This is a genomic window from Pseudomonas allii (genome assembly GCF_055380095.1).
The window spans coordinates 941,194-964,469 of the sequence record NZ_AP039450.1; the positions used below are offsets into that span (position 1 = coordinate 941,194).

Annotated in this window: 20 protein-coding genes; 12 read left to right on the top strand and 8 right to left on the bottom strand. The window is 59.2% G+C overall.

The features are described 5' to 3' along the window. Nucleotides 1-53: 53 nt before the first annotated feature. From ACZ445_RS04170 to ACZ445_RS04190, 5 genes are all read right to left on the bottom strand, one after another. On the bottom strand, nt 54-1,451 hold the full coding sequence (locus tag ACZ445_RS04170; RefSeq protein ID WP_058423033.1) for an OprD family outer membrane porin: 1,398 nt from the start codon (nt 1,449-1,451) through the stop codon (nt 54-56). Nucleotides 1,452-1,621: 170 nt separating this feature from the next. After that, nucleotides 1,622-3,226 (bottom strand): ABC transporter substrate-binding protein, encoded by a 1,605-nt coding sequence (locus ACZ445_RS04175; RefSeq protein ID WP_464708006.1) that lies wholly within the window; start codon nt 3,224-3,226, stop codon nt 1,622-1,624. 305 nt (nt 3,227-3,531) lie between these two features. Continuing rightward, nucleotides 3,532-5,160, bottom strand: a complete 1,629-nt coding sequence (locus ACZ445_RS04180; RefSeq protein WP_179030039.1) for an ABC transporter substrate-binding protein — start codon at nt 5,158-5,160, stop codon at nt 3,532-3,534. A gap of 258 nt (nt 5,161-5,418) precedes the next feature. Continuing rightward, complete coding sequence (locus tag ACZ445_RS04185; protein WP_179030040.1) at nt 5,419-7,020, bottom strand: ABC transporter substrate-binding protein; 1,602 nt, start codon at nt 7,018-7,020, stop codon at nt 5,419-5,421. Nucleotides 7,021-7,110: 90 nt separating this feature from the next. Further along, nucleotides 7,111-7,824: an SIMPL domain-containing protein gene (locus ACZ445_RS04190; RefSeq protein WP_058423029.1), complete on the bottom strand. Its 714-nt coding sequence runs from the start codon at nt 7,822-7,824 to the stop codon at nt 7,111-7,113. A 205-nt stretch (nt 7,825-8,029) separates the two neighbouring features. On the opposite strand from ACZ445_RS04190, the gene ACZ445_RS04195 reads away from it, so the two are divergent. The 3 genes from ACZ445_RS04195 to ACZ445_RS04205 all read left to right on the top strand — a co-directional run bounded on the left by ACZ445_RS04195 (nt 8,030) and on the right by ACZ445_RS04205 (nt 11,682). After that, nucleotides 8,030-9,292 (top strand): ATP-binding protein, encoded by a 1,263-nt coding sequence (locus ACZ445_RS04195; RefSeq protein ID WP_058423028.1) that lies wholly within the window; start codon nt 8,030-8,032, stop codon nt 9,290-9,292. Then, the gene (locus ACZ445_RS04200; RefSeq protein WP_003171731.1) at nt 9,285-9,845 is read left to right on the top strand and encodes a response regulator transcription factor; all 561 of its coding nucleotides are present in this window, start codon (nt 9,285-9,287) and stop codon (nt 9,843-9,845) included. The genes ACZ445_RS04195 and ACZ445_RS04200 overlap by 8 nt, the downstream gene beginning before the upstream one ends. Nucleotides 9,846-9,957: 112 nt before the next feature. Continuing rightward, entirely contained in the window at nt 9,958-11,682 is a 1,725-nt protein-coding gene (locus ACZ445_RS04205; protein ID WP_464708007.1) for an ABC transporter ATP-binding protein/permease, read from the top strand. 196 nt (nt 11,683-11,878) lie between these two features. On the opposite strand, the gene ACZ445_RS04210 is transcribed toward ACZ445_RS04205, so the two are convergent. Next, nucleotides 11,879-12,316 (bottom strand): Z-ring associated ZapG family protein, encoded by a 438-nt coding sequence (locus ACZ445_RS04210; RefSeq protein ID WP_003171734.1) that lies wholly within the window; start codon nt 12,314-12,316, stop codon nt 11,879-11,881. 147 nt (nt 12,317-12,463) lie between these two features. On the opposite strand from ACZ445_RS04210, the gene ACZ445_RS04215 reads away from it, so the two are divergent. The 3 genes from ACZ445_RS04215 (at nt 12,464) to zapE (ending at nt 15,647) form a co-directional block, all read left to right on the top strand. Beyond that, complete coding sequence (locus ACZ445_RS04215; protein WP_058423026.1) at nt 12,464-13,093, top strand: alpha/beta hydrolase; 630 nt, start codon at nt 12,464-12,466, stop codon at nt 13,091-13,093. Nucleotides 13,094-13,117: 24 nt separating this feature from the next. After that, nucleotides 13,118-14,473 carry a tryptophan--tRNA ligase gene (locus tag ACZ445_RS04220; RefSeq protein WP_058423025.1) on the top strand — a complete coding sequence of 452 codons (1,356 nt, stop codon included), beginning with the start codon at nt 13,118-13,120 and terminating at the stop codon, nt 14,471-14,473. Between the two features lie 79 nt (nt 14,474-14,552). Then, nucleotides 14,553-15,647 carry a cell division protein ZapE gene (zapE, locus tag ACZ445_RS04225; RefSeq protein ID WP_058423024.1) on the top strand — a complete coding sequence of 365 codons (1,095 nt, stop codon included), beginning with the start codon at nt 14,553-14,555 and terminating at the stop codon, nt 15,645-15,647. A 130-nt stretch (nt 15,648-15,777) separates the two neighbouring features. On the opposite strand, the gene ACZ445_RS04230 is transcribed toward zapE, so the two are convergent. Continuing rightward, complete coding sequence (locus ACZ445_RS04230) at nt 15,778-16,698, bottom strand: GlxA family transcriptional regulator (protein WP_183133342.1); 921 nt, start codon at nt 16,696-16,698, stop codon at nt 15,778-15,780. Between the two features lie 220 nt (nt 16,699-16,918). On the opposite strand from ACZ445_RS04230, the gene ACZ445_RS04235 reads away from it, so the two are divergent. Beyond that, the gene (locus ACZ445_RS04235) at nt 16,919-18,055 is read left to right on the top strand and encodes an acyl-CoA dehydrogenase family protein (protein WP_179030136.1); all 1,137 of its coding nucleotides are present in this window, start codon (nt 16,919-16,921) and stop codon (nt 18,053-18,055) included. A gap of 113 nt (nt 18,056-18,168) precedes the next feature. Here ACZ445_RS04235 and ACZ445_RS04240 read toward each other — a convergent pair whose 3' ends face one another. Next, nucleotides 18,169-19,209 (bottom strand): NADP(H)-dependent aldo-keto reductase, encoded by a 1,041-nt coding sequence (locus ACZ445_RS04240; RefSeq protein WP_464708008.1) that lies wholly within the window; start codon nt 19,207-19,209, stop codon nt 18,169-18,171. 248 nt (nt 19,210-19,457) lie between these two features. Here ACZ445_RS04240 and rplM point away from each other — a divergent pair, with 248 nt between their 5' ends. From rplM to ACZ445_RS04265, 5 genes are all read left to right on the top strand, one after another. Continuing rightward, nucleotides 19,458-19,886: a 50S ribosomal protein L13 gene (gene rplM, locus ACZ445_RS04245; protein WP_003188508.1), complete on the top strand. Its 429-nt coding sequence runs from the start codon at nt 19,458-19,460 to the stop codon at nt 19,884-19,886. Between the two features lie 14 nt (nt 19,887-19,900). Beyond that, nucleotides 19,901-20,293, top strand: a complete 393-nt coding sequence (rpsI, locus tag ACZ445_RS04250) for a 30S ribosomal protein S9 (RefSeq protein ID WP_002555064.1) — start codon at nt 19,901-19,903, stop codon at nt 20,291-20,293. Nucleotides 20,294-20,559: 266 nt separating this feature from the next. Beyond that, nucleotides 20,560-21,153 carry a ubiquinol-cytochrome c reductase iron-sulfur subunit gene (petA, locus tag ACZ445_RS04255; protein ID WP_038844905.1) on the top strand — a complete coding sequence of 198 codons (594 nt, stop codon included), beginning with the start codon at nt 20,560-20,562 and terminating at the stop codon, nt 21,151-21,153. After that, nucleotides 21,153-22,364 (top strand): cytochrome b, encoded by a 1,212-nt coding sequence (locus ACZ445_RS04260; RefSeq protein ID WP_003171746.1) that lies wholly within the window; start codon nt 21,153-21,155, stop codon nt 22,362-22,364. Before petA ends, ACZ445_RS04260 begins: the two co-directional genes overlap by 1 nt. Next, nucleotides 22,364-23,143: a cytochrome c1 gene (locus ACZ445_RS04265; RefSeq protein ID WP_034102164.1), complete on the top strand. Its 780-nt coding sequence runs from the start codon at nt 22,364-22,366 to the stop codon at nt 23,141-23,143. Before ACZ445_RS04260 ends, ACZ445_RS04265 begins: the two co-directional genes overlap by 1 nt. The last annotated feature ends 133 nt before the right edge of the window (nt 23,144-23,276 follow it).

Below are 23,276 nucleotides of genomic sequence, written 5' to 3' on the forward strand. Positions count from 1 at the left end.
AGACAAGCGTAGACGGCGGGCTCGTCCTGAGCCCGCCGCTTACTTGGCGCTGATTAAAGAATGTTGAACGGGATGGTGGTGACCAGGCGGAACTCTTTGATGTTGCCGTCAGCTTGTTGGGCGCTGGCGCGGTGAGTCACGTAGGTGCCACGGATCGTAGTGGCCTTGAGCGGGCCGCTCTGGATTGCGTAGGACGAACCGATACCGTATTCCTGGTGCTTCTCGCCATCCATCAGGCGCAGGTCACTGCGCGATGCGCCGGCTTCACCGTAGGCGGTGCCGTTGTAGTGAGTACCGTCGATGCCCCAGCCGCGAGCGGAGTAGATGTTGAACTTCAGGCCTGGCACGCCGTATTCGGCCATGTTGATGGCGTAGGCGACCTGGAAGGACTTCTCGTTCGGGCTGTTGAAGTCCGAAGTCAGGGAGTTGGCCAGGTAGATGCCGTTGGTTTCGTGCAGGTAGTCGAAGTACTCGTCACCGTTCACTTCCTGGTACGAGAAGGTCAGGGTGTGAGCCTGGTGGGTCAAGCCCAGGGACAACGAGTAAGTGTCGTTGTCGATGTTGCCCATCTTCTTGCTGCCGGTGTCGGTGGTCTTGTAGTAGTTCAGGCCGGTGGTCAGCGCCAGGGTCTGTGCATCACCCAGTTCGTGGGTAGCGCCGAAGTAGTACTGGTTCCAGAAGTCTTCGACGTTGGCGGCGAACACGCTGGTTTTCAGGCTCTTGAATGGCTGGTAGTTGAAGCCCAGGGTTTTGACCTTGTCGGTTTCCTGGCCATTGCCGTATTCGGAACGGAATTTCGACAGGCTCTGCTCGGTACGCGGCGAAACGCGATCGAAGATACCGCCCTGGAACGACAGGTTGCTGAACTCTTCGCTGTTGAAGCTCACACCTTCAAAGCTCGACGGCAGGGCACGGTTGCCGATGGTGTCGACGATACCGGTGCTGAAGTTCTGGCGACCGGCGGTCAAGGTGGTGTTGGAGACACGGAACTTGACGTTGGCCAGGCCCAGTTTGCTCCACTGGCCTACAGCGTCGCCGCCGGAATCCGCCAGGGTACGGTTGGAGCCACCAGCGATATCTTTGCGGTCGCGATCAAGGGCGATGAAGTTGTAGGCAGCGACTTCGGTGCTGACCCCAACAGTGCCTTGGGTGAAGCCCGAGGTGTAGTTGAGGATGGTGCCCTGGGCCCAGTTGATACGGCGCGAGATCGGGGTCTTCACACCGTCTTTGCGGTAGCTGAAGCGGTCATTGCGAAACTTCATTTCGTTCGCGTACCAGTTACGCGTGGTACCGCCCAGGCTCTGACCGTCGATAAAGCCCTTGGCCTCGCTTTGCGCGCTGGTGCCGGCCAGTGTGGTCGGCACGAAGTCCTGGCTGACGGATTCAGCGTAGGCGGTTGCCGTGATGCTGCTGATGGCCAGGGCCAGAAGCGCTTTGCTGCTCAGTTTCATGGATGAAGCTCCTTTGGTTCTCTTTTTAATGCCGGTCTTTTTTGGTGATCCGGCTATTGGGTGTGTAACTCGTTCAAGCCATTGCAAACGTTTGGCGTAGGAAAAATCCCAACAAAAGGCCGCGCGTTTGCAGCAAGGCGGGGGCCGCCCTGCGCAATCCGGTTATTTTCTTATGGGGTGATACTGACGCCCGAGAACACGTTGCGGCCGAAGGGGCTGACCTTGAACCCTTCGACTTTGGCGCTTAACGGCTGGTTGACCGTCGAGTGGGCGACGGGCGTGATCGGCACCTGCGCTTTAAGCAGTTGCTGCGCCTGTTTGTACAGAACAGTCCGTTGTTCGCGGTCGGTCACGACCTTGGCTTGCTTGATCAGCTTGTCGTACGCCGGGTCACACCACATGGAGTAGTTGTTCCCGCCGATGGCGTCGCAGCTGTAGAGGGTGCCCAGCCAGTTGTCCGGGTCACCGTTATCGCCGGTCCAGCCGATCAGGCTCACATCGTGCTCACCGTTCTTGGTGCGCTTGATGTATTCGCCCCACTCGTAGCTGACGATCTTGACCTTGAGGCCGATCCTGGCCCAGTCGCTTTGCAGCATCTCGGCCATCAGCTTGGCGTTGGGGTTGTACGGCCGTTGCACCGGCATCGCCCACAGGGTGATTTCAGTGCCTTCCTTCACGCCGGCAGCCTTGAGCAGTTCCTTGGCTTTCTCCGGGTTGTAGGTGGCGTCCTTGATCGTCTCGTCGTAGGACCATTGCGTCGGCGGCATGGCGTTGACCGCCAGTTGCCCCGCGCCCTGGTACACGGCGTTCAGGATGCTCTGCTTGTTCACCGCCATGTCCAGCGCCTGGCGCACTTCAAGCTGGTCGAACGGCTTGTGGCGCACGTTGTAGGCGATGTAGCCGAGGTTGAACCCCGGCTTGGTCAGCAGTTTCAGGTTTGAGTCGGCCTTGAGGGCGTCGACGTCAGCCGGACGCGGATGCAGGGTCACCTGGCATTCGCCGGCCTTGAGTTTTTGCACGCGCACCGAGGCGTCGGTGTTGATGGCGAAAATCAGCTGGTCGAGCTTGACCTTGCTCGGGTCCCAGTACTGTTTGTTGGCCACATAGCGGATCTGCGAATCTTTCTGGTAACGCTGGAACACGAAGGGGCCAGTGCCGATCGGCTTCTGGTTGATGTCGCTGGGCTTGCCGGCCTTGAGCAGTTGCTCGGCATATTCGGCCGACAGGATCGCGGCGAAGCTCATGGCGATGTTCTGGATGAACGCGGCGTCGACCGTGTTCAGGGTCATCACTACGGTGTGCGGATCGGTTTTGGCGACCTTGGCAATGTTCTTGTTCAGGCTCATCCCGTTGAAGTACGGAAACTCGGTGGGGTAGGCCTTGCGAAACGGATGGTCGGGGTCAAGCATGCGGTTGAAGGTGAACAGCACGTCGTCGGCGTTGAAGTCCCGAGTCGGCTTGAATTCCTTGTTGCTGTGGAATTTCACCCCTTCACGCAAGTGAAAGGTGTAGGTCAGGCCGTCCGGCGAAATATCCCACTTGGTTGCCAACGCAGGCACGACACCCGTCTCGCCCTTTTCAAACTCAACCAGGCGGTTGTACAGCGGCTCGGCCGCATCGTTATCGGTGGCGGTGGTGTACTGCGCGGTGTCAAAGCCGGCCGGGCTGCCTTCCGAGCAGAACACCAGGCTGCGCTTGTCGGCGGCGTGGCCCATTGTGGCCGCAGCCAGCAGGCCGGTGCCAAAAATTGCGGATAGAACGGTGGTATGGCGCATGACGATCCCGATCCTTGTTTGTAGTTGTCATCAGCGAGCAATCACCCCGGCATTCAGCCAGGGGGACATCACTGATCCCACACGCAGCAAGTGCCTTTCCGAGTTTGGAGCCTCTGCTGTCCTACGACGTTATGGGTCGCGGACTTCGCAGTAAATACGCCAAATCGGATTGACCTTGTAGGCAATGGAGTCGCACTGCGCAGTTCATTGCTGTAGGAAGCAACGGTTTCGAGTGTGGTCCATGTCCTACGGCCAAGGCGGATGCAATAACGGCGACGTTTATGCAACGTCGCCGCCAGTGATCCTTACTTGCCGCTGACGCTCACGCCGTAGAAGGAGTTCAAGCCAAACGGGCTGATCTTGAAGTCCTGCACGGTGTTGCGCATGGGTTGATACACCGTCGAGTGCGCGATAGGTGTCATCGGGACTGCATCTTTGAGGATATGTTGCGCCTGCTTGTACAGCTCGGTGCGTTTGGCGACGTCCGACGTTGCCTTGGCTTCTTTCACGATGCCGTCGAATTTCTTGTCGCACCACTTCGAGAAGTTGTTGCCGGCCAGCGAGTCGCAGCCGAACAGCACGTTCAACCAGTTGTCCGGGTCACCATTGTCACCGCTCCAGCCAATGATCATGGCCTGGTTCTCGCCACCTTTGGAACGCTTGATGTACTCGCCCCATTCGTAGCTGACGATGTTGACCTTCAGGCCGATCTGTTTCCAGTCGTTCTGCAGCATCTCGGCCATCAGTTTGGCGTTCGGGTTGTACGGACGCTGGACCGGCATGGCCCACAGGGTGATCTCGGTGCCGTCTTTGACGCCGGCCTGCTTGAGCAGGTCCTTGGCCTTGGCCACGTCGTACGGTGCATCCTTGATGGTGGTGTCGTAGGACCATTGGGTCGGTGGCATGGCGTTGACGGCCAGTTGGCCGGCGCCCTGGTACACGGAGTCGATGATCTGCTGCTTGTTCACCGACATGTCCAGCGCTTCACGTACGCGCAGGTCGGACAGCGGGTTGGCGGCGGTCTGGCCCTTGAGGACCGGCATCACGTTGTAAGCGATATAGCCTAGGTTGAAACCGGCTTGATGCGGCAGTTTCAGGTCCTTGTCATCGCCCAGCGCCTTGAGGTCGGCCGGACGTGGGAACAGGGTGATCTGGCATTCGTTTTTCTTGAGCTTCTGGATGCGCACCGACGGGTCGGTGGTGATGGCGAAGATCAGGTTGTCGATCTTCACGTCTTCAGGTTTCCAGTAGTCCTTGTTGCCGGTGTAACGGATGTTCGAGTCTTTCTGGTAGCTCTTGAACACGAACGGGCCAGTGCCGATTGGCTTCTGGTTGATGTCCGGGGCCTTGCCGTCTTTCAACAGTTGGGCGGCGTATTCGGCCGACTGGATCGAAGCAAAGCTCATCGCCAGGTTCTGGATGAAGGCGGCGTCCACAGTGCCAAGGGTGAACTTGACAGTATGGTCATCGACTTTTTCGATGTTCTTGATGTTGGTGTCCATCCCCATGTCCGTGAAGTACGGGAACTCGGTGGGGTAGGCCTTACGGAACGGATCGTCCTTGTTGATCATGCGGTTGAACGTGAACAGCACGTCATCGGCATTGAAGGTACGGGTCGGCTTGAAGTACGAGGTGGTGTGGAACTTGACGCCATCCCGCAGGTGGAAGGTGTAGGTCAAGCCATCCGGGGACACGTCCCAGCTGGTGGCCAGCCCAGGAATCACAGCGGTGCCGCCGCGTTCGAACTGGGTCAGGCGGTTGAACATGGTTTCGGCCGAGGCATCGAAGTCTGTTCCGGTGGTGTACTGGCCTGGGTCGAAACCGGCCGGGCTCCCTTCGGAGCAGAACACCAGGTTAGTCGCCGCTTGGGCGAAAGGAGCTGCGGCCATAAGGCCAGCGCTAACAATTAACGGAATGACTGCGTGTTTAAGCATGTTGGCCTCATGATTTGTTGTCATTTTTGGTGGTGAGGGCGACCTCGTGAGTCGGCCTGCGGATACTTATGCAGGCGCCATACCCATTGCAAGATGCTGAACCGTTGCGAGGGTGAAACAGTGGTACGAACGTACAGGAATGTCGCAATTATGAAAGTTTCGACATATTTGCGCATATTTCGAGGGTTTTTTCGGTGCATTCATCGCACCAAAAAAGCCCAGCCGAGGCGTCTGGCGCACTCGGTTGGGGCGCTGCTGTTACTTATCTAGACTCACGCCGTAGAACGGTGTCAGGCCAAAGGGACTGATCTTGAAGTCGCGCACTTCCTTGCGCATGGGCTGGAAAACCGTCGAGTTTGCAATAGGCGTTATAGGTATTTGTTCCTTAAGGATTTTTTGTGCCTGTTGATACCACTTGATGCGCTGTTCGCGGTCGTTGCTGACCTTGGCCTGCTGCACCAGTTTGTCGTAGGCCGGGTTACACCATTTGGCGTAGTTGCTGCCCTTGACTGCGGCACAACTGTAGAGCACGCCCAGCCAGTTATCCGGGTCGCCGTTGTCGCCGGTCCAGCCATAAATCATGGCGTCATGCTCGCCGTTTTTGGCGCGCTTGATGTATTCGCCCCATTCATAGCTGACGATATTGGCCTTGATCCCGATCTTTTCCCAATCTTGCTGGATCATTTGTGCCGACATGCGCGCGTTCGGGTTGGAGGCGCGTTGCACGGTCATTGCCCACAGGTTGATGGTGGTACCTGGTGCAACCCCTGCTTCTTTTAGTAGCGCCTTGGCTTTGGTCGGATCGTAGGGCGCGTCCTTGATGGTGGGGTCATAAGACCACTGCGCTGGAGGCAGGGCGTTCTGCGCCAATTGTCCGGCACTCTGGTACACCGCCTTGATAATCGCCGGCTTGTCGATGGCCATGTCCAGGGCCCGGCGCACCTTGAGCTGGTCCAGCGGCGGGTGGGTCACGTTGTAGGCCAGGAAGCCCAGGTTGAAACCGGCTTGTTGCAGTACACGCAGGTTCGGGTCCTGCTTCATCACTTCGATGTCGGCAGGACGCGGATAACCGCTGACCTGGCATTCGCCGGCCTTGAGCTTCTGTAGGCGTGACGCGGCATCCGGGGTGATGGCGAACACCAGGTTGTCGAGTTTCACATCCTCGGGTTTCCAGTACTGTTTATTGGCCACGTAGCGGATCTGCGAATCCTTCTGGTAGCGCTTGAACACAAACGGCCCGGTGCCTACGGGTTTCTGGTTGATCTCTTCGGCCTTGCCCTGCTTGAGCAGTTGCGCGGCGTACTCGGCCGATTGCACCGAGGCAAAGCTCATGGCCAGGTTTTGCACAAACGACGCATCGACGTTGTTCAGGTTGAAGCGCACGGTGTGGTCGTCGAGTTTGTCGACGCTCTTGATCGTGGTGTTCAAACCCATGTCGGTAAAGTACGGCGACTCGGATGGGTACGCCTTGCGGAATGGACTGTCGGCATCCAGCAGGCGATTGAAGGTAAACAACACATCATCCGCGTTGAAATCGCGGGTAGGCGTGAAGAAATCGGTGGTGTGGAACTTGACGCCATCGCGCAGATGGAAGGTGTAGGTCAGGCCGTCTTTGGAGATGTCCCAGCTTGTCGCCAGGCCAGGTTCGACTTCGGTGCCGCCACGCTTGAACTGCGTGAGGCGGTTGAACACGGTCTCGGCCGACGCATCGAAATCGGTGCCGCTGGTGTACTGGCTGGGGTCGAAGCCGGCAGGGCTGGCTTCGGAGCAGTAGACCAGGGTGCTGGCCGCGTGGGCCATGGGCATGAACCCGAGCAGGCCTGCGGCGAGGAGGAGCGGTTTTAAGGCGATTCTTTCCATGGAGACCCCTGAAGTGGCAGGCATACAAAAGCTGCCCAAACGAAAACGGCGCCACCGAGGGTAACGCCGTTCAGGTTTATCAGGTAGGGGTCACGGCATCTGCACTTCAATCACGCCATCGGCGCTCATGTTGACTTGGCTGGTGCCGGCTTCCACTTCAGGTGTGGGGGCTGAATCAGCCATCGCGGCTTTCATCATCATCCCGCCACGGGCGTAAGGCATCGGGTAGCCATTGGTGTTGAAGTTCAGGTTGACGATCTTGTAGCCCTTGCCGCCCAACGCATCGGTGGCCAGTTGGGCGCGAGCCTTGAATGCGGCGACTGCATCTTTGAGCAGCGCATCTTCGCTGGACTTGCGCGTGGTGTCGGCGATGGAGAACTCCATGTTTTCCATCTTGAGGGTGCTCTGCAGTTCACCAGTGAGCTTGGACAGCGCCGGGAAGTCCGCACTTTCCAGGCGCAGCTCGGCGCGCTCGCGCCAGCCGGTGATCTTCTGGTTCTTGTTGTCGTAGATCGGGTAGCTGTTGCGGCTGCCCTGGCGCAGAGTCACGCCTTTGACTTCGCGGGCCTGGCCCAGCGCCTTGTTCATGGTGGTGGTGATTTCGGCGGCGAGCTTGGCCGGGTCGCTGTTCTGGGACTCGGTGTACAGCGTGACGATCATCTTGTCGCGGGCCACCTCCTGGCTGACCTCGGCGCGCAGGGAAATCTGGTTGTAGTTCAGCCCTTCGGCGGCCACGGCCGGAAGGCTGGCCAGGGTGGCGAGGCCGAGGGTGATAACAGCGGCACTGCGAGTGAAACGAGGCATGAAAGCTCCTTGGGGTGGTCGTGTTCGGTATGACTGTAGACGGTGGCAGCGGGTTCTTCGGGTTTACACATTACCTACAAGTTGTGGCGGTGCCGACGAACGGTCATTTACTCGGCCTGCGGCAAAGAGCCACACGCGCCGTGCCAGCGGGTCTGCTTCGTTTATACTCCTGCCGATCCGCCTGCAGCGCTCATCGGGAGAGCTCATGCTCGCCGCCGTAAAACTGACTTCCGCCACCCGCCAGAACCTCTGGCGCCTGACGTTCATCCGCACGCTGGTGCTGGCCGCACAGGCTGGCTCCGTCGGGCTCGCCTATTGGTTCGACCTGCTGCCGCTGCCGTGGCTGCAACTGGGCGTGACCCTGGGTTTCTCCATCGTGTTATGTGTGTTCACCGCCATCCGGCTGCGCACCACGTGGCCGGTGACCGAGCTGGAATATGCCCTGCAATTGGCTTGCGACCTGTTTATCCACAGTGTGTTGCTGTATTTCTCCGGCGGTTCCACCAATCCGTTCGTTTCTTATTACCTGGTGCCCTTGACCATCGCCGCCGTGACCTTGCCGTGGCGGTATTCGGTGGTGCTGTCGGGCATCGCACTGACCCTCTACACCCTGTTGCTGGCGCGCTTCTACCCGCTGCAAACCTTCCCCATCGCCCGGGAAAACCTGCAGATTTACGGGATGTGGTTGAGTTTTGCGCTGTCCGCCGCCGTCATCACCTTCTTCGCCGCACGCATGGCCGAAGAACTGCGCCGCCAGGAAGAACTGCGCGCCATTCGCCGTGAAGAAGGCTTGCGCGATCAGCAACTGCTGGCTGTCGCCACCCAGGCCGCCGGCGCTGCCCATGAACTGGGTACGCCGTTGGCCACCATGAGCGTGCTGCTCAATGAGATGACTCAAGACCATCACGACCCGGCGTTGCAGGAAGACCTTGGCGTGCTGCGCGAACAGGTCAAGCAATGCAAGCAGACCTTGCAGCAACTGGTACGCGCCGCCGAGGCCAATCGCCGCCTGGCGGTGGAGATGCAGGATGTGACCCAGTGGCTCGACGAAGCCCTGAACCGCTGGCACCTGATGCGTCCCGAAGCCAGTTACCGTTTTCATCTATTAGGGCAGGGCACGGTGCCGCGCATGGCGCCGCCGCCGGATCTGACCCAGGCGCTGCTCAACCTGTTGAACAATGCCGCCGATGCCTGCCCCGAAGGCCTGGGCGTACAGTTGGACTGGGATGCCGAAGACGTGACCATCAGCATTCGCGACCACGGCGCGGGCGTGCCGCTGGCCATTGCCGAACAGATCGGCAAGCCGTTCTTTACCACCAAGGGCAAAGGCTTCGGCCTGGGCCTGTTTTTGAGCAAGGCCAGCGTGACCCGCGCGGGCGGCTCAGTGAAGCTCTATAGTCATGAGGAAGGTGGCACGCTCACCGAGCTGCGCCTGCCCCGTGTCGCACGAGGAGATATCGATGAGTGACGAGATCCAAGTCGAAGGCGAAGAACTGCCGCACCTGTTGCTGGTAGATGACGACGCCACCTTTACCCGCGTGATGGCGCGCGCCATGAGCCGGCGCGGTTTCCGCGTCAGTACCGCTGGCTCCGCCGAAGAAGGCCTGACCATCGCCCAGGCCGACCTGCCGGACTACGCCGCGCTCGACCTGAAGATGGACGGCGACTCCGGCCTGGTGCTGCTGCCCAAGTTGCTGGAGCTCGACCCGGAAATGCGCGTAGTGATCCTCACCGGTTACTCCAGCATTGCCACGGCTGTCGAGGCGATCAAGCGCGGCGCCTGCAACTACCTGTGCAAACCGGCGGACGCCGATGATGTGCTGGCCGCCCTGCTCTCCGAACACGCCGACCTCGACACCCTGGTGCCGGAAAACCCGATGTCGGTGGACCGCCTGCAATGGGAGCACATCCAGCGCGTGCTGACCGAGCACGAAGGCAATATCTCCGCCACCGCCCGCGCCCTGGGTATGCACCGCCGTACCTTGCAGCGCAAGTTGCAGAAGCGTCCGGTACGGCGCTGAGCCTGATCTGAACAACAGCTGAACAATCTGCTTCAGGCCGCACGGAGCCTCGAACCGATCAACTATGATCGGTTCGAAAGCCTGTCATCTTTTTCCCTACCGAGCCTGGACAATGAATCAGAACGCTGAGTATTCCGCGGTCAACGACGCGGTGCGTGGGCAATTTTTACGGCGGGTGTGGGGGTTGATCACGCCTTACTGGCGCAGTGAAGAGAAGGGCATGGCCTGGCTGCTGCTGTTGGTGGTGCTGGGGCTGTCGCTGTTCAGTGTCGCCGTGTCGGTGTGGTTCAACAGTTGGAACCGCGATTTCTACAACGCGTTGGAGCACAAGGACTACGACGCCTTTACCCACCTGCTGATGTACTTCAGCGTGATTGCGGTGGTGGCGATTGTGACCGGCGTGTTCACCTCTTATCTGCAACAGATGCTCACCATCCGCTGGCGTCGCTGGCTGACGGAAAGCTACTTCGCCCAATGGCTGGGCCACAAAAATTATTACCACCTGGAATACGGCGGCTACACCGATAACCCTGACCAGCGTATCTCCGAAGACCTAAACGCCTTTACCGCCAGCACCCTGACCCTGGGGCTGGGCTTTATCAGCAACCTGGTGAGCCTGGTGTCGTTCTCGGTGATCCTGTGGGGCGTGTCCGGCAGCATCGAGGTGTGGGGCATCACGATTCCCGGCTATATGTTCTGGGCCGCGCTGGTGTACGCGGTGATCGGCAGTTGGCTGACGCACTTGATTGGTCGAAAACTGATCGGCCTGAGCAACCGTCAACAACGCTTTGAGGCGGACTTGCGTTTCAGCCTGGTGCGGGTACGGGAGAACGCGGAAAGCATCGCGCTGTTCAACGGCGAGCCCAACGAACGCCAGCAGTTAAGCGCGCGTTTCGGACGGGTGTGGAGCAACTTCTGGAGCATCATGCAGCTCAAGAAGCGCCTGAATTTCTTTACCAGCGGTTACTCGCAGATCGCGATCATCTTTCCCTTTGTCGTCGCGGCCCCGCGTTACTTTGCCGGCAAGATCGAACTGGGCGTGCTGATGCAGGTGGCCCAGGCGTTTGGCAGCGTGCAGGGCAGCCTCAGTTGGTTTGTCGACGCCTATACGCTGCTGGCCAGTTGGCGCGCCACCTGTGATCGTCTGCTGAGTTTCGGCCAGGCCATGCAAGACAACGAAACGCGCACCATGGGCATTGGCCTGCAGCATCAGGGCGCGGGGTTGCAGGTCAAGGACCTGAGCCTGGACCTGGCGGACGGTCGTCACCTGTTGCAAGGCGCCGACCTGACCGTTGCCGAGGGCGAGCGCCTGATGCTCAGCGGGCGCTCCGGCAGCGGCAAGTCGACGTTGTTGCGGGCCATGGGCAACCTGTGGCCCAACGGTCACGGCAATATCCGCCTGCCGGCCGAGCGTTATCTGTTCCTGCCGCAGAAACCGTACTTGCCGATTGGCACGTTGAAGGCGGTGTTGAGTTATCCACAGGACGACAGCGCCTATCCGGCAGAACGTTATGCACAAGTCCTGGAAACCTGCCGCCTGCCCCATCTGATCGGGCGACTGGACGAAGCCAACCACTGGCAGCGCATGCTCTCGCCGGGCGAACAGCAACGCCTGGCCTTTGCCCGTGCGTTGCTGTTTGCACCGCAATGGCTGTACATGGACGAAGCGACGTCGGCCATGGACGAAGAGGATGAGGCGACCTTGTATCAGGCGTTGATCGATGAATTGCCGGGGCTGAGTATTGTCAGCGTCGGGCATCGCAGTAGCCTCAAGCGTTTCCATGGGCGGCATGTGCGGATCGAGGGTGGTCAACTACAGGAACAACAGCCGGCTTAAGGTCGTACTCGGTCAGTGTGGGAGGGGGCTTGCCCCCGATGGCTGTGGGTCAGTCACAGCATCTGTAATTGATAGACCGCTATCGGGGGCAAGCCCCCTCCCACAGTGGATCTCTGGTGTGCTTGAGAGTGAGCACCCACTAAAAAGCCCGGCTGATCATCGATCAGCCGGGCTTTTTAGTGTTTGAAGATTAAAGTTACTTCTTCAAACCGTAATGCTCATCCAGCATGCCGGGGGCGTTCGGCGTTTTTGGCGCGTAGTCCCGTGGTGGCTCCTGGTTTTCCCGCGGTGGGGTCAGGCGCTCCCTTGGGGTTTGCGGTGCATCGGAATGCAGCGCGGCCAGCAGGCGCTGACGGGTGATGTCGTCGAGGGCGAGGCGGTTGGCGCCATCGGCGAGATGATCCTGTACTTCCTGGTAGCTCTGGGTGAGCTTCTTGACCAGGGTCGCGGTGCTGTTGAAGTGGGTAACAACCTCGTTCTGATAACTGTCAAAACGTTCCTGGATATCATCCAGCTGACGCTGCGTGCGGTTAGGCGCGGCATTCGGCAGCAAGCGAGCAACCAGGAAACCAATGGCGACACCGGCAACCAGGGCAAGAGTCGGCAACAACCAAACTAAGAGCGAGTGTTCCACGAGTCCTTCCTCTATAAACGGCTTTGCTTTACGTTAACGGCTCAAACCTGCGCTGTATACCGCGATTAAGCTCGCAATGATGCCATGCACAGACTTTTAGCTAGACGAGTCGACCCTTTGAGAGGTCACGGAGTTCATTCCTTGCTCATGCGTGAAACCCCCGTTTTGATCGATGGCCCGGTAGGGCAATTGGAAGCCCTGTACCTGGATCACCCCGAGCCACGTGGCCTGGCGCTGATCTGTCACCCTAACCCGGTGCAGGGCGGGACCATGCTCAATAAAGTTGTATCGACCCTGCAACGCACCGCCCGCGATGCCGGTTTGATCACCTTGCGTTTCAATTACCGTGGCGTCGGCGCGAGTGCCGGCACCCACGACATGAGCACCGGTGAAGTGGACGATGCCGAAGCGGCTGCCACCTGGCTGCGGGAAAAACACCCCGACCTGCCGATCACCTTGCTCGGGTTTTCCTTCGGTGGCTACGTGGCCGCCAGCCTGGGTGGGCGCCTTGAGGCCAAGGGCGAAAAACTCTCGCACCTGTTCATGGTCGCTGCGGCGGTGATGCGCCTGCGTGACACCGACCTGTTGCCCCAGGGTTGCCCATTGACCCTGATCCAGCCGGAAACCGACGAAGTGGTCGACCCGCAGACCGTCTACGACTGGTCCGCCGCCTTGAATCGCCCCCATGAGCTGCTGAAAGTGGCAGAATGCGGACACTTTTTTCACGGTAAGCTCACCGATCTGAAGGATCTGGTGCTGCCGCGACTCTCGAATTGATAGCAGTCTGATAAGCGATTACCCATGACGACTCGTACCCGTATCCTCACCGGCATCACCACCACCGGCACGCCGCACCTGGGCAACTACGCCGGTGCGATCCGCCCGGCGATCCTCGCCAGCCAGGACGCCAATGCCGACTCCTTTTACTTCCTGGCCGACTACCACGCCCTGATCAAATGCGATGACCCGCAGCGCATCCAGCGCTCGCGCATGGAAATTGCCGCGACCTGGCTGGCCGGTGGCCTGGATGTGAACCGGGTGACGTTCTACCGCCAGTCGGACATCCCGGAAATCCCCGAGCTGACCTGGCTGCTGACCTGCGTGGCCGCCAAGGGCCTGCTCAACCGCGCCCACGCGTACAAGGCCTCGGTGGACAAAAACGTGGAAGCCGGTGAAGACCCGGATGCGGGCATCAGCATGGGCCTCTACAGCTACCCGGTACTGATGGCGGCGGACATCCTGATGTTCAACGCACACAAAGTGCCGGTGGGGCGCGACCAGATCCAGCACGTGGAAATGGCCCGTGATATCGGCCAACGCTTCAACCACCTGTTCGGTAACGGTAAAGAATTCTTCACCATGCCCGAGGCGTTGATCGAAGAAAGCGTCGCCACCTTGCCGGGTCTGGATGGCCGCAAGATGTCGAAAAGCTACGACAACACCATCCCGTTGTTCACCAGCGCCAAGGACATGAAGGACGCCATCTCGCGGATCGTCACCGACTCCCGCGCCCCCGGCGAAGCCAAGGACCCGGACAATTCGCACCTGTTCACCCTGTACCAGGCGTTTGCGACCAAGGCGCAGGAAGAAGAGTTCCGTGCCGAATTGCTGCAAGGCCTGGGTTGGGGCGAGGCGAAGAACCGCCTGTTCCAACTGCTGGACGGCCAGTTGGGTGAAGCCCGCGAGCGCTACCATCAACTGATGTCGCGCCCATCGGACATGGAAGAGCTGCTGCTGGTCGGCGCCAACAAGGCCCGTGCCGTGGCGGCACCGTTCCTGGCCGAGCTGCGTGAGGCGGTGGGCCTGCGTTCGTTCGTCAACCAGGCTGCGGCGCCGGTCGCGACCAAGAAGAAAGCGGCGAAGGCCGCACGCTTCGTGAGCTTTCGCGAAGACGATGGCAGTTTCCGCTTCCGCCTGTTATCGGCCGATGGCGAGCAACTGCTGCTGTCGCGCAACTTTGCCGACGGCAAGGCGGCGGGCGCGGTGACCAAGCAACTGCAGAGCGGCGACGCGCTGGACCTGCGCACCGAGGCCCTGGGTTTCAGCGTATGGCTGGACGGTGCCGCCGTGGCCGATAGCGACGAGTTCGCCGACGAGGCGTCGCGCGATGCTGCCATCGCTGCCTTGCGCGTTGCGTTGACCCCCCTCGAGGATTAACCCGACCAAGGGTTGATTGCCATTATCCAGGGCCGTCGTTACAGTAACGGCCCGTTTTTGTTGCCTTGCTAACGAAATTATGACGCCCCTAGAACGATATCAAGCTGATCTGAAACGCCCTGAATTCTTCCATGACGCGGCCCAGGAAACGGCGGTGCGTCATTTGCAGCGCCTGTACGACGACCTGCTCGCGGCCTCGCAAAGCAAGCCAGGGATGTTCAGCAAGCTGTTTGGCAAGAAAGACCACACGCCGGTCAAGGGCCTCTACTTCTGGGGTGGCGTGGGCCGGGGCAAGACCTACCTGGTGGACACCTTTTTCGAAGCGCTGCCGTTCAAGGAAAAGGTACGCACGCACTTCCACCGCTTCATGAAGCGTGTGCACGAAGAGATGAAGACCCTGCCGGGCGAGAAAAACCCGCTGACCATCATCGCCAAGCGTTTCTCCGAAGAAGCGCGGGTGATCTGCTTCGATGAGTTCTTCGTCTCCGACATCACCGACGCCATGATCCTCGGCACGCTGATGGAAGAGCTGTTCAAGAACGGCGTGACCCTGGTTGCCACCTCGAACATCGTGCCCGACGGTTTGTACAAGGACGGCCTGCAACGCGCGCGCTTCCTGCCGGCCATTGCGTTGATCAAACAGCACACTGAAATCGTTAACGTCGACAGCGGCGTCGACTACCGCCTGCGTCACCTGGAGCAAGCGGAGCTGTTCCACTTCCCGCTCAATGAAGCGGCCCACGACAGCCTGAAAAAGAGCTTCCGCGCCCTCACGCCGGAATGCACCCAGGCGGTGGAAAACGACAAGCTGATGATCGAGAACCGCGAAATCATCGCCCTGCGTACCTGCGATGACGTGGCCTGGTTCGAGTTCCGCCAATTGTGCGACGGCCCGCGCAGCCAGAACGACTACATCGAACTGGGCAAGATCTTCCACGCCGTGATCCTGAGCGGCGTGGAGCAGATGAGCGTCACCACCGACGACATCGCGCGCCGTTTCATCAATATGGTCGACGAGTTCTACGACCGTAACGTGAAGCTGATCATCTCGGCGGAAGTTGAGCTCAAGGACCTTTACACCGGCGGGCGCCTGAACTTCGAGTTCCAGCGCACCTTGAGCCGGTTGCTGGAAATGCAGTCCCACGAATTCCTGTCGCGCGGACACAAACCCTAAGATCGATGTAGATCAAACTGTGGGAGGGGGCTTGCCCCCGATAGCGGTACATCAGTCCATATCTACAGTGACTGACACTCTGCCATCGGGGGCAAGCCCCCTCCCACATTTGCCTTGTGTACGCTCTGACTCAGGCTGCCTGCTGGAATTGCTGGCGATACTGGTTCGGCGATAACTCAGTGTGCTGCCTGAACAACCGCGCAAAGAAACTCGCATCGTCATACCCCACCTCATAACTGATGGTCTTGATGCTCTTGCGGCTGCCCGAGAGCAGGCCCTTGGCCGTCTCGATACGCAGGCGTTGCAGATAATGCAGCGGCTTGTCGCCAGTGGCGGTCTGGAAGCGGCGCATGAAGTTGCGGATGCTCATGCCGTGTTCCCGGGCGACGTCTTCGAAGCGGAATTTGTCGGCGAAGTGTTCTTCGAGCCAGTGCTGGATCTGCAGGATGATCACGTCCTGGTGCAGCTTCTGCCCGCCAAACCCGATACGTCCCGGCGAATAGCTGCGCTGCACTTCGTAGAGAATGTCGCGGGCCACGGCCTGGGCGATGTTGGCGCCACAGAAGCGTTCGATCAGGTAGATGTAGAGGTCGCACGCCGAAGTGGTGCCGCCGGCGCAATACAGGTTGTCGGCGTCGGTGAGGTGCTTGTCCTGGTTGAGCTGGACCTTGGGGAAGCGTTCGCTGAAAGCGTTGAAGAAGCGCCAGTAGGTGGTCGCTTCCTTGCCATCGAGCAGGCCGGCTTCGGCCAGCCAGAACACCCCGGTGGCTTCGCCGCAGAGCACCGCGCCGCGTGCATGCTGTTCACGCAGCCACGGCAGCACTTGCGGGTAGCGGGCGCACAAGGTGTCGAAGTCATCCCAGAAGGCCGGCAGCACGATGATGTCGGCGTCTTCGAGGCCGCCGTCCACCGGCATGATCACATCACTGAAACTGCACACCGACTGCCCATTGGGGCTGACCAGGCGTGTTTCAAACCCGGGCGTCAGGCCCAGGCCTTGTTGCTTGCCGTAACGCAGGCTGGCGAGGTGGAAGAAATCCTTGGCTTGCATGAGGGTGGAAGCGAATACCCGATCAATGGCCAAAATGCTGACTCGCCGCAAGGGCGTGGAGATTTGGTTAGACATAATTTCATTTATTCTTATAGGGGAAAGTGGTCACCAGACGGCTGGATCGTCTTATTTTTTGTCGCATGTGTCCAGTGTCCCGTGCTGCTTTCGCGGCATAGTCTCTGTGGGCTCGCTCTTGTCCGACAATCCATGCAGGTGACCCATGATTCCCAGAACCTTGTTCAGCTCGGAACACGAACTCTTCCGCGAGAGCGTGCGCACCTTCCTCGAAAAAGACGCCGCGCCGTTCCATGGGCAATGGGAGAAACAGGGCTACATCGACCGCAATCTGTGGAGCAAGGCGGGGGAGGCGGGCATGTTGTGTTCTCACTTGCCGGAGGAATATGGCGGGCTGGGTGCGGACTTTCTATACAGCGCGGTGGTGATCGAAGAGATCAGCCGGCTGGGCCTGACCGGCATCGGGTTTTCCCTGCATTCGGACATTGTGGCGCCGTACATCCTGCATTACGGCAGTGAAGCGCTGAAACACAAATACCTGCCCAAGTTGATCTCCGGCGAGATGGTCACGGCGATTGCCATGACCGAGCCGGGGGCTGGTTCCGACCTGCAAGGCGTGAAGACCACCGCGGTGCTGGACGGCGATGAGTATGTGATCAACGGCTCCAAGACCTTTATCACCAATGGTTACCTGGCCGAGCTGGTGATCGTGGTCGCCAAGACCGATCCCAAGGCCGGCGCCAAGGGCATCAGCCTGTTCCTGGTGGAGGCCGATACGCCGGGCTTCGACAAGGGCAAGCGCCTGGAGAAGGTCGGCATGAAGGCCCAGGACACCTCGGAGCTGTTCTTCCAGGATGTGCGGGTGCCCAAGGAAAACCTGCTGGGCCAGGCCGGCATGGGCTTCGCCTACCTGATGCAGGAGTTGCCTCAGGAACGGCTGACCGTGGCGATTGGCGCTTTGTCGTCAGCCGAGGCGGCGTTGGAGTGGACCCTTGAATACACCCGCGAGCGGAAGGCGTTTGGTAAAGCGATTGCGGATTTCCAGAACACTCGCTTCAAGTTGGCGGAGATGGCCACCGAGATTCAGATCGGCCGTGTGTTTGTCGACAAGTGCATGGCGTTGCACCTGGAAGGCAAGCTGGATGTGCCCACGGCGGCAATGGCCAAGTATTGGGCCACCGACCTGCAATGCAAGGTGCTGGATGAATGCGTACAGTTGCACGGTGGCTACGGCTTCATGTGGGAATACACGATTGCCCGGGCGTGGGCGGATGCGCGGGTGCAGCGGATTTATGCGGGGACCAACGAGATCATGAAGGAGATCATTGCGCGGGCGCTTTGATTGGGCGGTTCTGCTGATGGCCAAATCGGGGGCAAGCCCCCTCCCACACTTGAATGTATTCACAGATCAAAATGTGGGAGGGGGCTTGCCCCCGATAGCGGTCTTAAGATCAATCAAGGCGCTGGGTTCGGGTGATCCTTCTGAATCGCCTCAATCCCTTCCAATACCTCTTTCGACAGTTTCAGATCCGCACTGGCAATGTTGCTATCCAGTTGCTCCAGCGACGTGGCACCAATGATATTGCTGGTCACAAACGGTTGCTGCGTCACAAACGCCAGCGCCATCTGCGCCGGGTCCAGCCCATGCTCCCGCGCCAGTGCAACGTAGCGGCTGCACGCCGCTTCCGACTGCGGGTTGAAGTAACGGCTGAAGCGGCTGTATTCCGTCAGTCGCGCTTTCGCTGGGCGGGCGCCATTCTCATATTTGCCGCTGAGCATGCCGAACGCCAGGGGCGAATACGCCAGCAGGCCGCATTGCTCGCGAATCGCGACTTCCGCCAGGCCCACTTCAAAACTGCGGTTGAGCAGGTTGTAGGGGTTCTGGATCGACACCGCGCGCGGCCAGCCACGGGCTTCGGCCAGGGCCAGAAATTTCATGGTGCCCCACGGCGTTTCATTGGACAGCCCGATGTGGCGGATCTTGCCGGCCTTCACTTGCTCGTCCAGCGCTTCGAGGGTTTCCTCCAGCGGGATGAGGTTGTCTTCGTCCTTGTGCTTGTAGCTCAGTTGGCCGAAGAAGTTGGTGCTGCGTTCCGGCCAATGCAACTGGTAGAGGTCGATCCAGTCGGTCTGCAGGCGCTTGAGGCTGGCGTCCAGGGCTTCGACGATGTGCTTGCGGTTGTGGCGCAGGTGGCCATCGCGGATGTAATCGATGGTGTTGCCGGGGCCGGCGATCTTACTGGCGAGGATCCAGTCGGCACGGTCGCCACGGCTCTTGAAGTAATTACCGATGTAGCGTTCGGTGGTGGCATAGGTGTCGGCCTTGGGCGGCACCGGGTACATTTCAGCGGTGTCGAGGAAGTTGATCCCCGCGTCCTTGGCCCGCTCGATCTGCGCGAAGGCCTCTGCCTCGCTGTTCTGCTCGCCCCATGTCATGGTGCCCAGGGCTATCGCGCTCACGTTCAGATCCGTACGGCCCAGCTGTCGATAATCCATCGGGTACTCCTTCAGGGAAAACAATCATAAAAGCAGGTTGAATTTTTTTTCGCAATCTGCATAATTGCCCACCTCTTTCTGCAGTGGAAGTGATGCGCCGCCTGCCGAAGAATCTTGCCGTTGAACGGACGCGCCGACCCGAGCCCCCGATAGCGTCTGTATCCGGCTGCCTTTGACTTGTCAAAGTACGCACTATTCAGTAAGATCCGCCGTCTAATTTACAGGGCGGCCCCTGAGGCTATTAAAGAATGACAACTTTTACTGCAAAACCGGAAACAGTTCAGCGCGACTGGTTTGTCGTCGACGCCGCTGGTCAGACCCTGGGTCGTCTGGCCACTGAAGTCGCCAGCCGTCTGCGTGGCAAGCACAAGCCTGAGTACACCCCTCACGTTGACACCGGTGACTACATCGTGATCATCAACGCTGAGCAGGTTCGTGTAACCGGCAACAAAGCAAGCGACAAAATGTACTACCGTCACTCCGGTTTCCCAGGCGGTATCAAGTCTTCCAACTTCGAAGGCCTGATTGCCAAGAAGCCTGAAGCCCCGATCGAAATCGCGGTCAAAGGCATGCTGCCTAAGGGCCCACTGGGTCGCGATATGTTTCGCAAGCTGAAAGTCTATGCGGGCGCTGTACACCCTCATGCTGCTCAGCAGCCCCAAGAACTGAAGTTTTAACGGAATAGTTCATTATGTCGGCGACTCAAAATTACGGCACTGGCCGTCGCAAAACCGCAACCGCTCGCGTTTTCCTGCGTCCGGGTACTGGTAACATCTCGATCAACAACCGCTCCCTGGACAACTTCTTCGGCCGCGAAACTGCCCGCATGGTAGTTCGTCAGCCGCTGGAACTGACCGAGACCGTTGAAAAGTTCGACATCTACGTCACCGTTATCGGTGGCGGTGTAAGTGGTCAAGCTGGCGCAATCCGCCACGGTATCACTCGCGCTCTGATGCAGTACGACGAAACCCTGCGTGGCGCTCTGCGCAAAGCTGGCTTCGTGACTCGCGATGCTCGTGAAGTTGAACGTAAGAAAGTCGGTCTGCGTAAAGCGCGTAAGCGTCCGCAGTACTCGAAGCGTTAATTCGCTTTACGTTCCACAAAAACGCCCAGCCTCCTCACGGAGCTGGGCGTTTTTTATTGCCTGCGATTTATGCAGAAAAATCGCCGTGACAACTTGCCACATCCGTAGACCCCCTATACTACAAGGCCTGGAGGCGGAGCCCCGGGCAATTCCCTTGTCAGACGTGGGGCTTTTCATTACCATTCGGCAAAATTTTTATAAGTAAAGATTCAACACTTAGTAGACGCCTGATTTAACAGGCCAAAAAGCTGATGGGAGAGGACTGAATGAGCAATGACGGCGTGAATGCAGGCCGGCGTCGCTTCTTGGTAGCAGCCACATCCGTGGTGGGTGCTGCAGGAGCGGTGGGGGCTGCGGTCCCGTTCGTGGGGTCATGGTTTCCCAGTGCCAAGGCGAAAGCCGCAGGTGCACCGGTGAAGGTGAATATCAGCAAGATCGAGCCAGGCCAGCAGATGATTGCTGAGTGGCGCGGCCAGCCGGTTTTCATTGTTCGTCGTACCGAGGAAATCCTGGGGAATCTCAAGAAGATCGAAGGCCAGTTGTCTGACCCCAAATCCGAGAAATCCGACCAACCCGCCTACGCCAAGAACGAAGTGCGTTCGATCAAGCCAGAGATCCTGCTGCTGGTCGGTCTCTGTACCCACCTGGGTTGCTCGCCGACCTTCCGCCCGGAAGTGGCCCCGGTCGACCTGGGCAAGGATTGGGTCGGCGGTTATTTCTGCCCCTGCCACGGCTCCCACTACGACCTCGCTGGCCGCGTCTACAAATCCCAGCCTGCTCCCCTGAACCTGCCGGTTCCTCCGCACAACTACGAATCTGACGACATCATTGTCATTGGCCTCGATAAGGAGAACGCGTGATGAGCAAGTTCATGGATTGGGTGGATGCGCGCTTCCCCGCCACTAAAATGTGGGAAGACCATCTCAGCAAGTATTACGCACCGAAAAACTTCAACTTCTTCTACTTCTTCGGTTCCCTGGCGCTGCTGGTGCTGGTCAACCAGATCGTCACCGGTGTGTGGCTGACGATGAGCTACACCCCGTCGGCGGAAGAGGCGTTCGCCTCCGTCGAGTACATCATGCGTGACGTCGAGTACGGCTCGATCCTGCGCCTGCTGCACTCCACCGGCGCCTCGGCGTTCTTCATCGTCGTCTACCTGCACATGTTCCGTGGCCTGCTCTACGGCTCGTACCAGAAGCCTCGCGAGCTGGTGTGGGTGTTCGGCATGCTGATCTACCTGGCGTTGATGGCCGAAGCCTTCATGGGTTACCTGCTGCCGTGGGGCCAGATGTCGTACTGGGGCGCCCAGGTGATCATCTCGCTGTTCGGTGCGATCCCGGTGATCGGCAACGACCTGACCCAGTGGATCCGGGGTGACTACCTGATATCCGGCATCACCCTGAACCGCTTCTTCGCCCTGCACGTGGTGGCCTTGCCGATCGTGATCCTGGGCCTGGTGGTCCTGCACATCCTGGCACTGCACGAAGTCGGCTCCAACAACCCGGATGGCGTGGACATCAAGAAGCACAAGGACGAGAACGGCATCCCGCTGGATGGCATTCCGTTCCACCCTTACTACACCGTGAAAGACATTGTCGGCGTGGTGGTGTTCCTGTTCGTGTTCTGCTCGATAGTGTTCTTTTTCCCGGAGATGGGCGGTTATTTCCTGGAGAAGCCCAACTTCGAACAGGCCAACGCCTTCAAGACGCCTGAGCATATTGCCCCGGTCTGGTACTTCACGCCGTTCTACGCGATCTTGCGCGCGATCCCCGACAAACTCATGGGCGTGATCGCCATGGGGGCGGCCATCGCGGTGCTGTTCGTGTTGCCCTGGCTCGACCGTAGCCCGGTCAAGTCCATGCGCTACAAGGGCTGGCTGAGCAAGATCTGGCTGTGGGTGTTCTGCATTGCGTTCGTGATCCTGGGTGTACTGGGCGTATTGGCGCCAACCCCTGAGCGTACGTTGCTGTCGCAGGTCTGCACCTTCCTGTACTTCGCCTACTTCATTCTGATGCCGTTCTACACCCGGCTCGAGAAGACCAAACCGGTTCCGGAAAGGGTGACTGGCTGATGAAAAAGTTATTTGTTGCTTTAATGCTTGCGGCCCTGCCGCTCCTGTCCTTCGCTGCCGAGCACGGCGGCCCGGAACTGGAAAAAGTCGATATCGACGTGTCTGACAAGGCCGCCATGCAAGACGGCGCGCGCACGTTCGCCAACTATTGCATGGGCTGTCACAGCGCCAAGTTCCAGCGTTACGAGCGGGTGGCCGATGATCTCGGTATCCCCCATGAAATGATGCTGGAGAAGCTGGTGTTCACCGGCGCCAAGATCGGCGACCACATGACCATCGGCATGAAACCTGCTGATGCCAAGACCTGGTTCGGCGCGGCACCGCCCGACCTGACCCTGGTGGCACGTGTACGCGGCACCGACTGGCTCTACGGCTACCTGAAATCCTTCTATGAAGACCCGGCGCGCCCTTATGGCGTGAACAACCGTGTGTTCCCGAACGTCGGCATGCCTAACGTTCTGGTCGGCCTGCAAGGCAAGCAAGTGGTAGGATGCAAGCAGATTCAGGTCGTTGAAGACGGCAAGAAGCAATACGATCCGTTGACCGGCACACCTTTGACCCATGAAGCGTGCGATCAACTGAAGATAGAAACCCCAGGTTCGTTGACAGACGAGCAGTTCGACGAGAAGGTCAAGAACCTCGTGACCTTCCTGGCCTACTCGGCCAACCCGGTCAAACTGCAGCATCAGCGCATCGGTACCTATGTGTTGCTGTACCTGGCGTTCTTCTTCGTATTCGCCTATCTGCTCAAACGCGAATACTGGAAGGATGTGCATTGATCCAACCGTAAGCAATTGCTGTTAATCTTGCGCGCCCAGCGGCATCTCTGAATACGTAGCGGTCTGGTTGTACCAGGCGTTACAGAGATGCTCTCTGGGCGCGCTCGTTTTTGAGCTTTCGATAATTTCAACA

What these genes read in the sequence shown, in the direction of transcription:
- ACZ445_RS04170 (WP_058423033.1), bottom strand. Translation starts at nt 1,451, where the DNA reads ATGAAACTGAGCAGCAAAGCGCTTCTGGCCCTGGCCATCAGCAGCATC.
- ACZ445_RS04205 (WP_464708007.1), top strand. Translation starts at nt 9,958, where the DNA reads ATGAATCAGAACGCTGAGTATTCCGCGGTCAACGACGCGGTGCGTGGG.
- ACZ445_RS04195 (WP_058423028.1), top strand. Translation starts at nt 8,030, where the DNA reads ATGCTCGCCGCCGTAAAACTGACTTCCGCCACCCGCCAGAACCTCTGG.
- ACZ445_RS04265 (WP_034102164.1), top strand. Translation starts at nt 22,364, where the DNA reads ATGAAAAAGTTATTTGTTGCTTTAATGCTTGCGGCCCTGCCGCTCCTG.
- rplM (WP_003188508.1), top strand. Translation starts at nt 19,458, where the DNA reads ATGACAACTTTTACTGCAAAACCGGAAACAGTTCAGCGCGACTGGTTT.
- rpsI (WP_002555064.1), top strand. Translation starts at nt 19,901, where the DNA reads ATGTCGGCGACTCAAAATTACGGCACTGGCCGTCGCAAAACCGCAACC.
- ACZ445_RS04180 (WP_179030039.1), bottom strand. Translation starts at nt 5,160, where the DNA reads ATGCTTAAACACGCAGTCATTCCGTTAATTGTTAGCGCTGGCCTTATG.
- ACZ445_RS04185 (WP_179030040.1), bottom strand. Translation starts at nt 7,020, where the DNA reads ATGGAAAGAATCGCCTTAAAACCGCTCCTCCTCGCCGCAGGCCTGCTC.
- petA (WP_038844905.1), top strand. Translation starts at nt 20,560, where the DNA reads ATGAGCAATGACGGCGTGAATGCAGGCCGGCGTCGCTTCTTGGTAGCA.
- ACZ445_RS04260 (WP_003171746.1), top strand. Translation starts at nt 21,153, where the DNA reads ATGAGCAAGTTCATGGATTGGGTGGATGCGCGCTTCCCCGCCACTAAA.
- ACZ445_RS04230 (WP_183133342.1), bottom strand. Translation starts at nt 16,698, where the DNA reads ATGCAAGCCAAGGATTTCTTCCACCTCGCCAGCCTGCGTTACGGCAAG.
- ACZ445_RS04240 (WP_464708008.1), bottom strand. Translation starts at nt 19,209, where the DNA reads ATGGATTATCGACAGCTGGGCCGTACGGATCTGAACGTGAGCGCGATA.
- ACZ445_RS04235 (WP_179030136.1), top strand. Translation starts at nt 16,919, where the DNA reads ATGATTCCCAGAACCTTGTTCAGCTCGGAACACGAACTCTTCCGCGAG.
- ACZ445_RS04215 (WP_058423026.1), top strand. Translation starts at nt 12,464, where the DNA reads ATGCGTGAAACCCCCGTTTTGATCGATGGCCCGGTAGGGCAATTGGAA.
- ACZ445_RS04175 (WP_464708006.1), bottom strand. Translation starts at nt 3,226, where the DNA reads ATGCGCCATACCACCGTTCTATCCGCAATTTTTGGCACCGGCCTGCTG.
- ACZ445_RS04200 (WP_003171731.1), top strand. Translation starts at nt 9,285, where the DNA reads ATGAGTGACGAGATCCAAGTCGAAGGCGAAGAACTGCCGCACCTGTTG.
- ACZ445_RS04190 (WP_058423029.1), bottom strand. Translation starts at nt 7,824, where the DNA reads ATGCCTCGTTTCACTCGCAGTGCCGCTGTTATCACCCTCGGCCTCGCC.
- ACZ445_RS04220 (WP_058423025.1), top strand. Translation starts at nt 13,118, where the DNA reads ATGACGACTCGTACCCGTATCCTCACCGGCATCACCACCACCGGCACG.
- zapE (WP_058423024.1), top strand. Translation starts at nt 14,553, where the DNA reads ATGACGCCCCTAGAACGATATCAAGCTGATCTGAAACGCCCTGAATTC.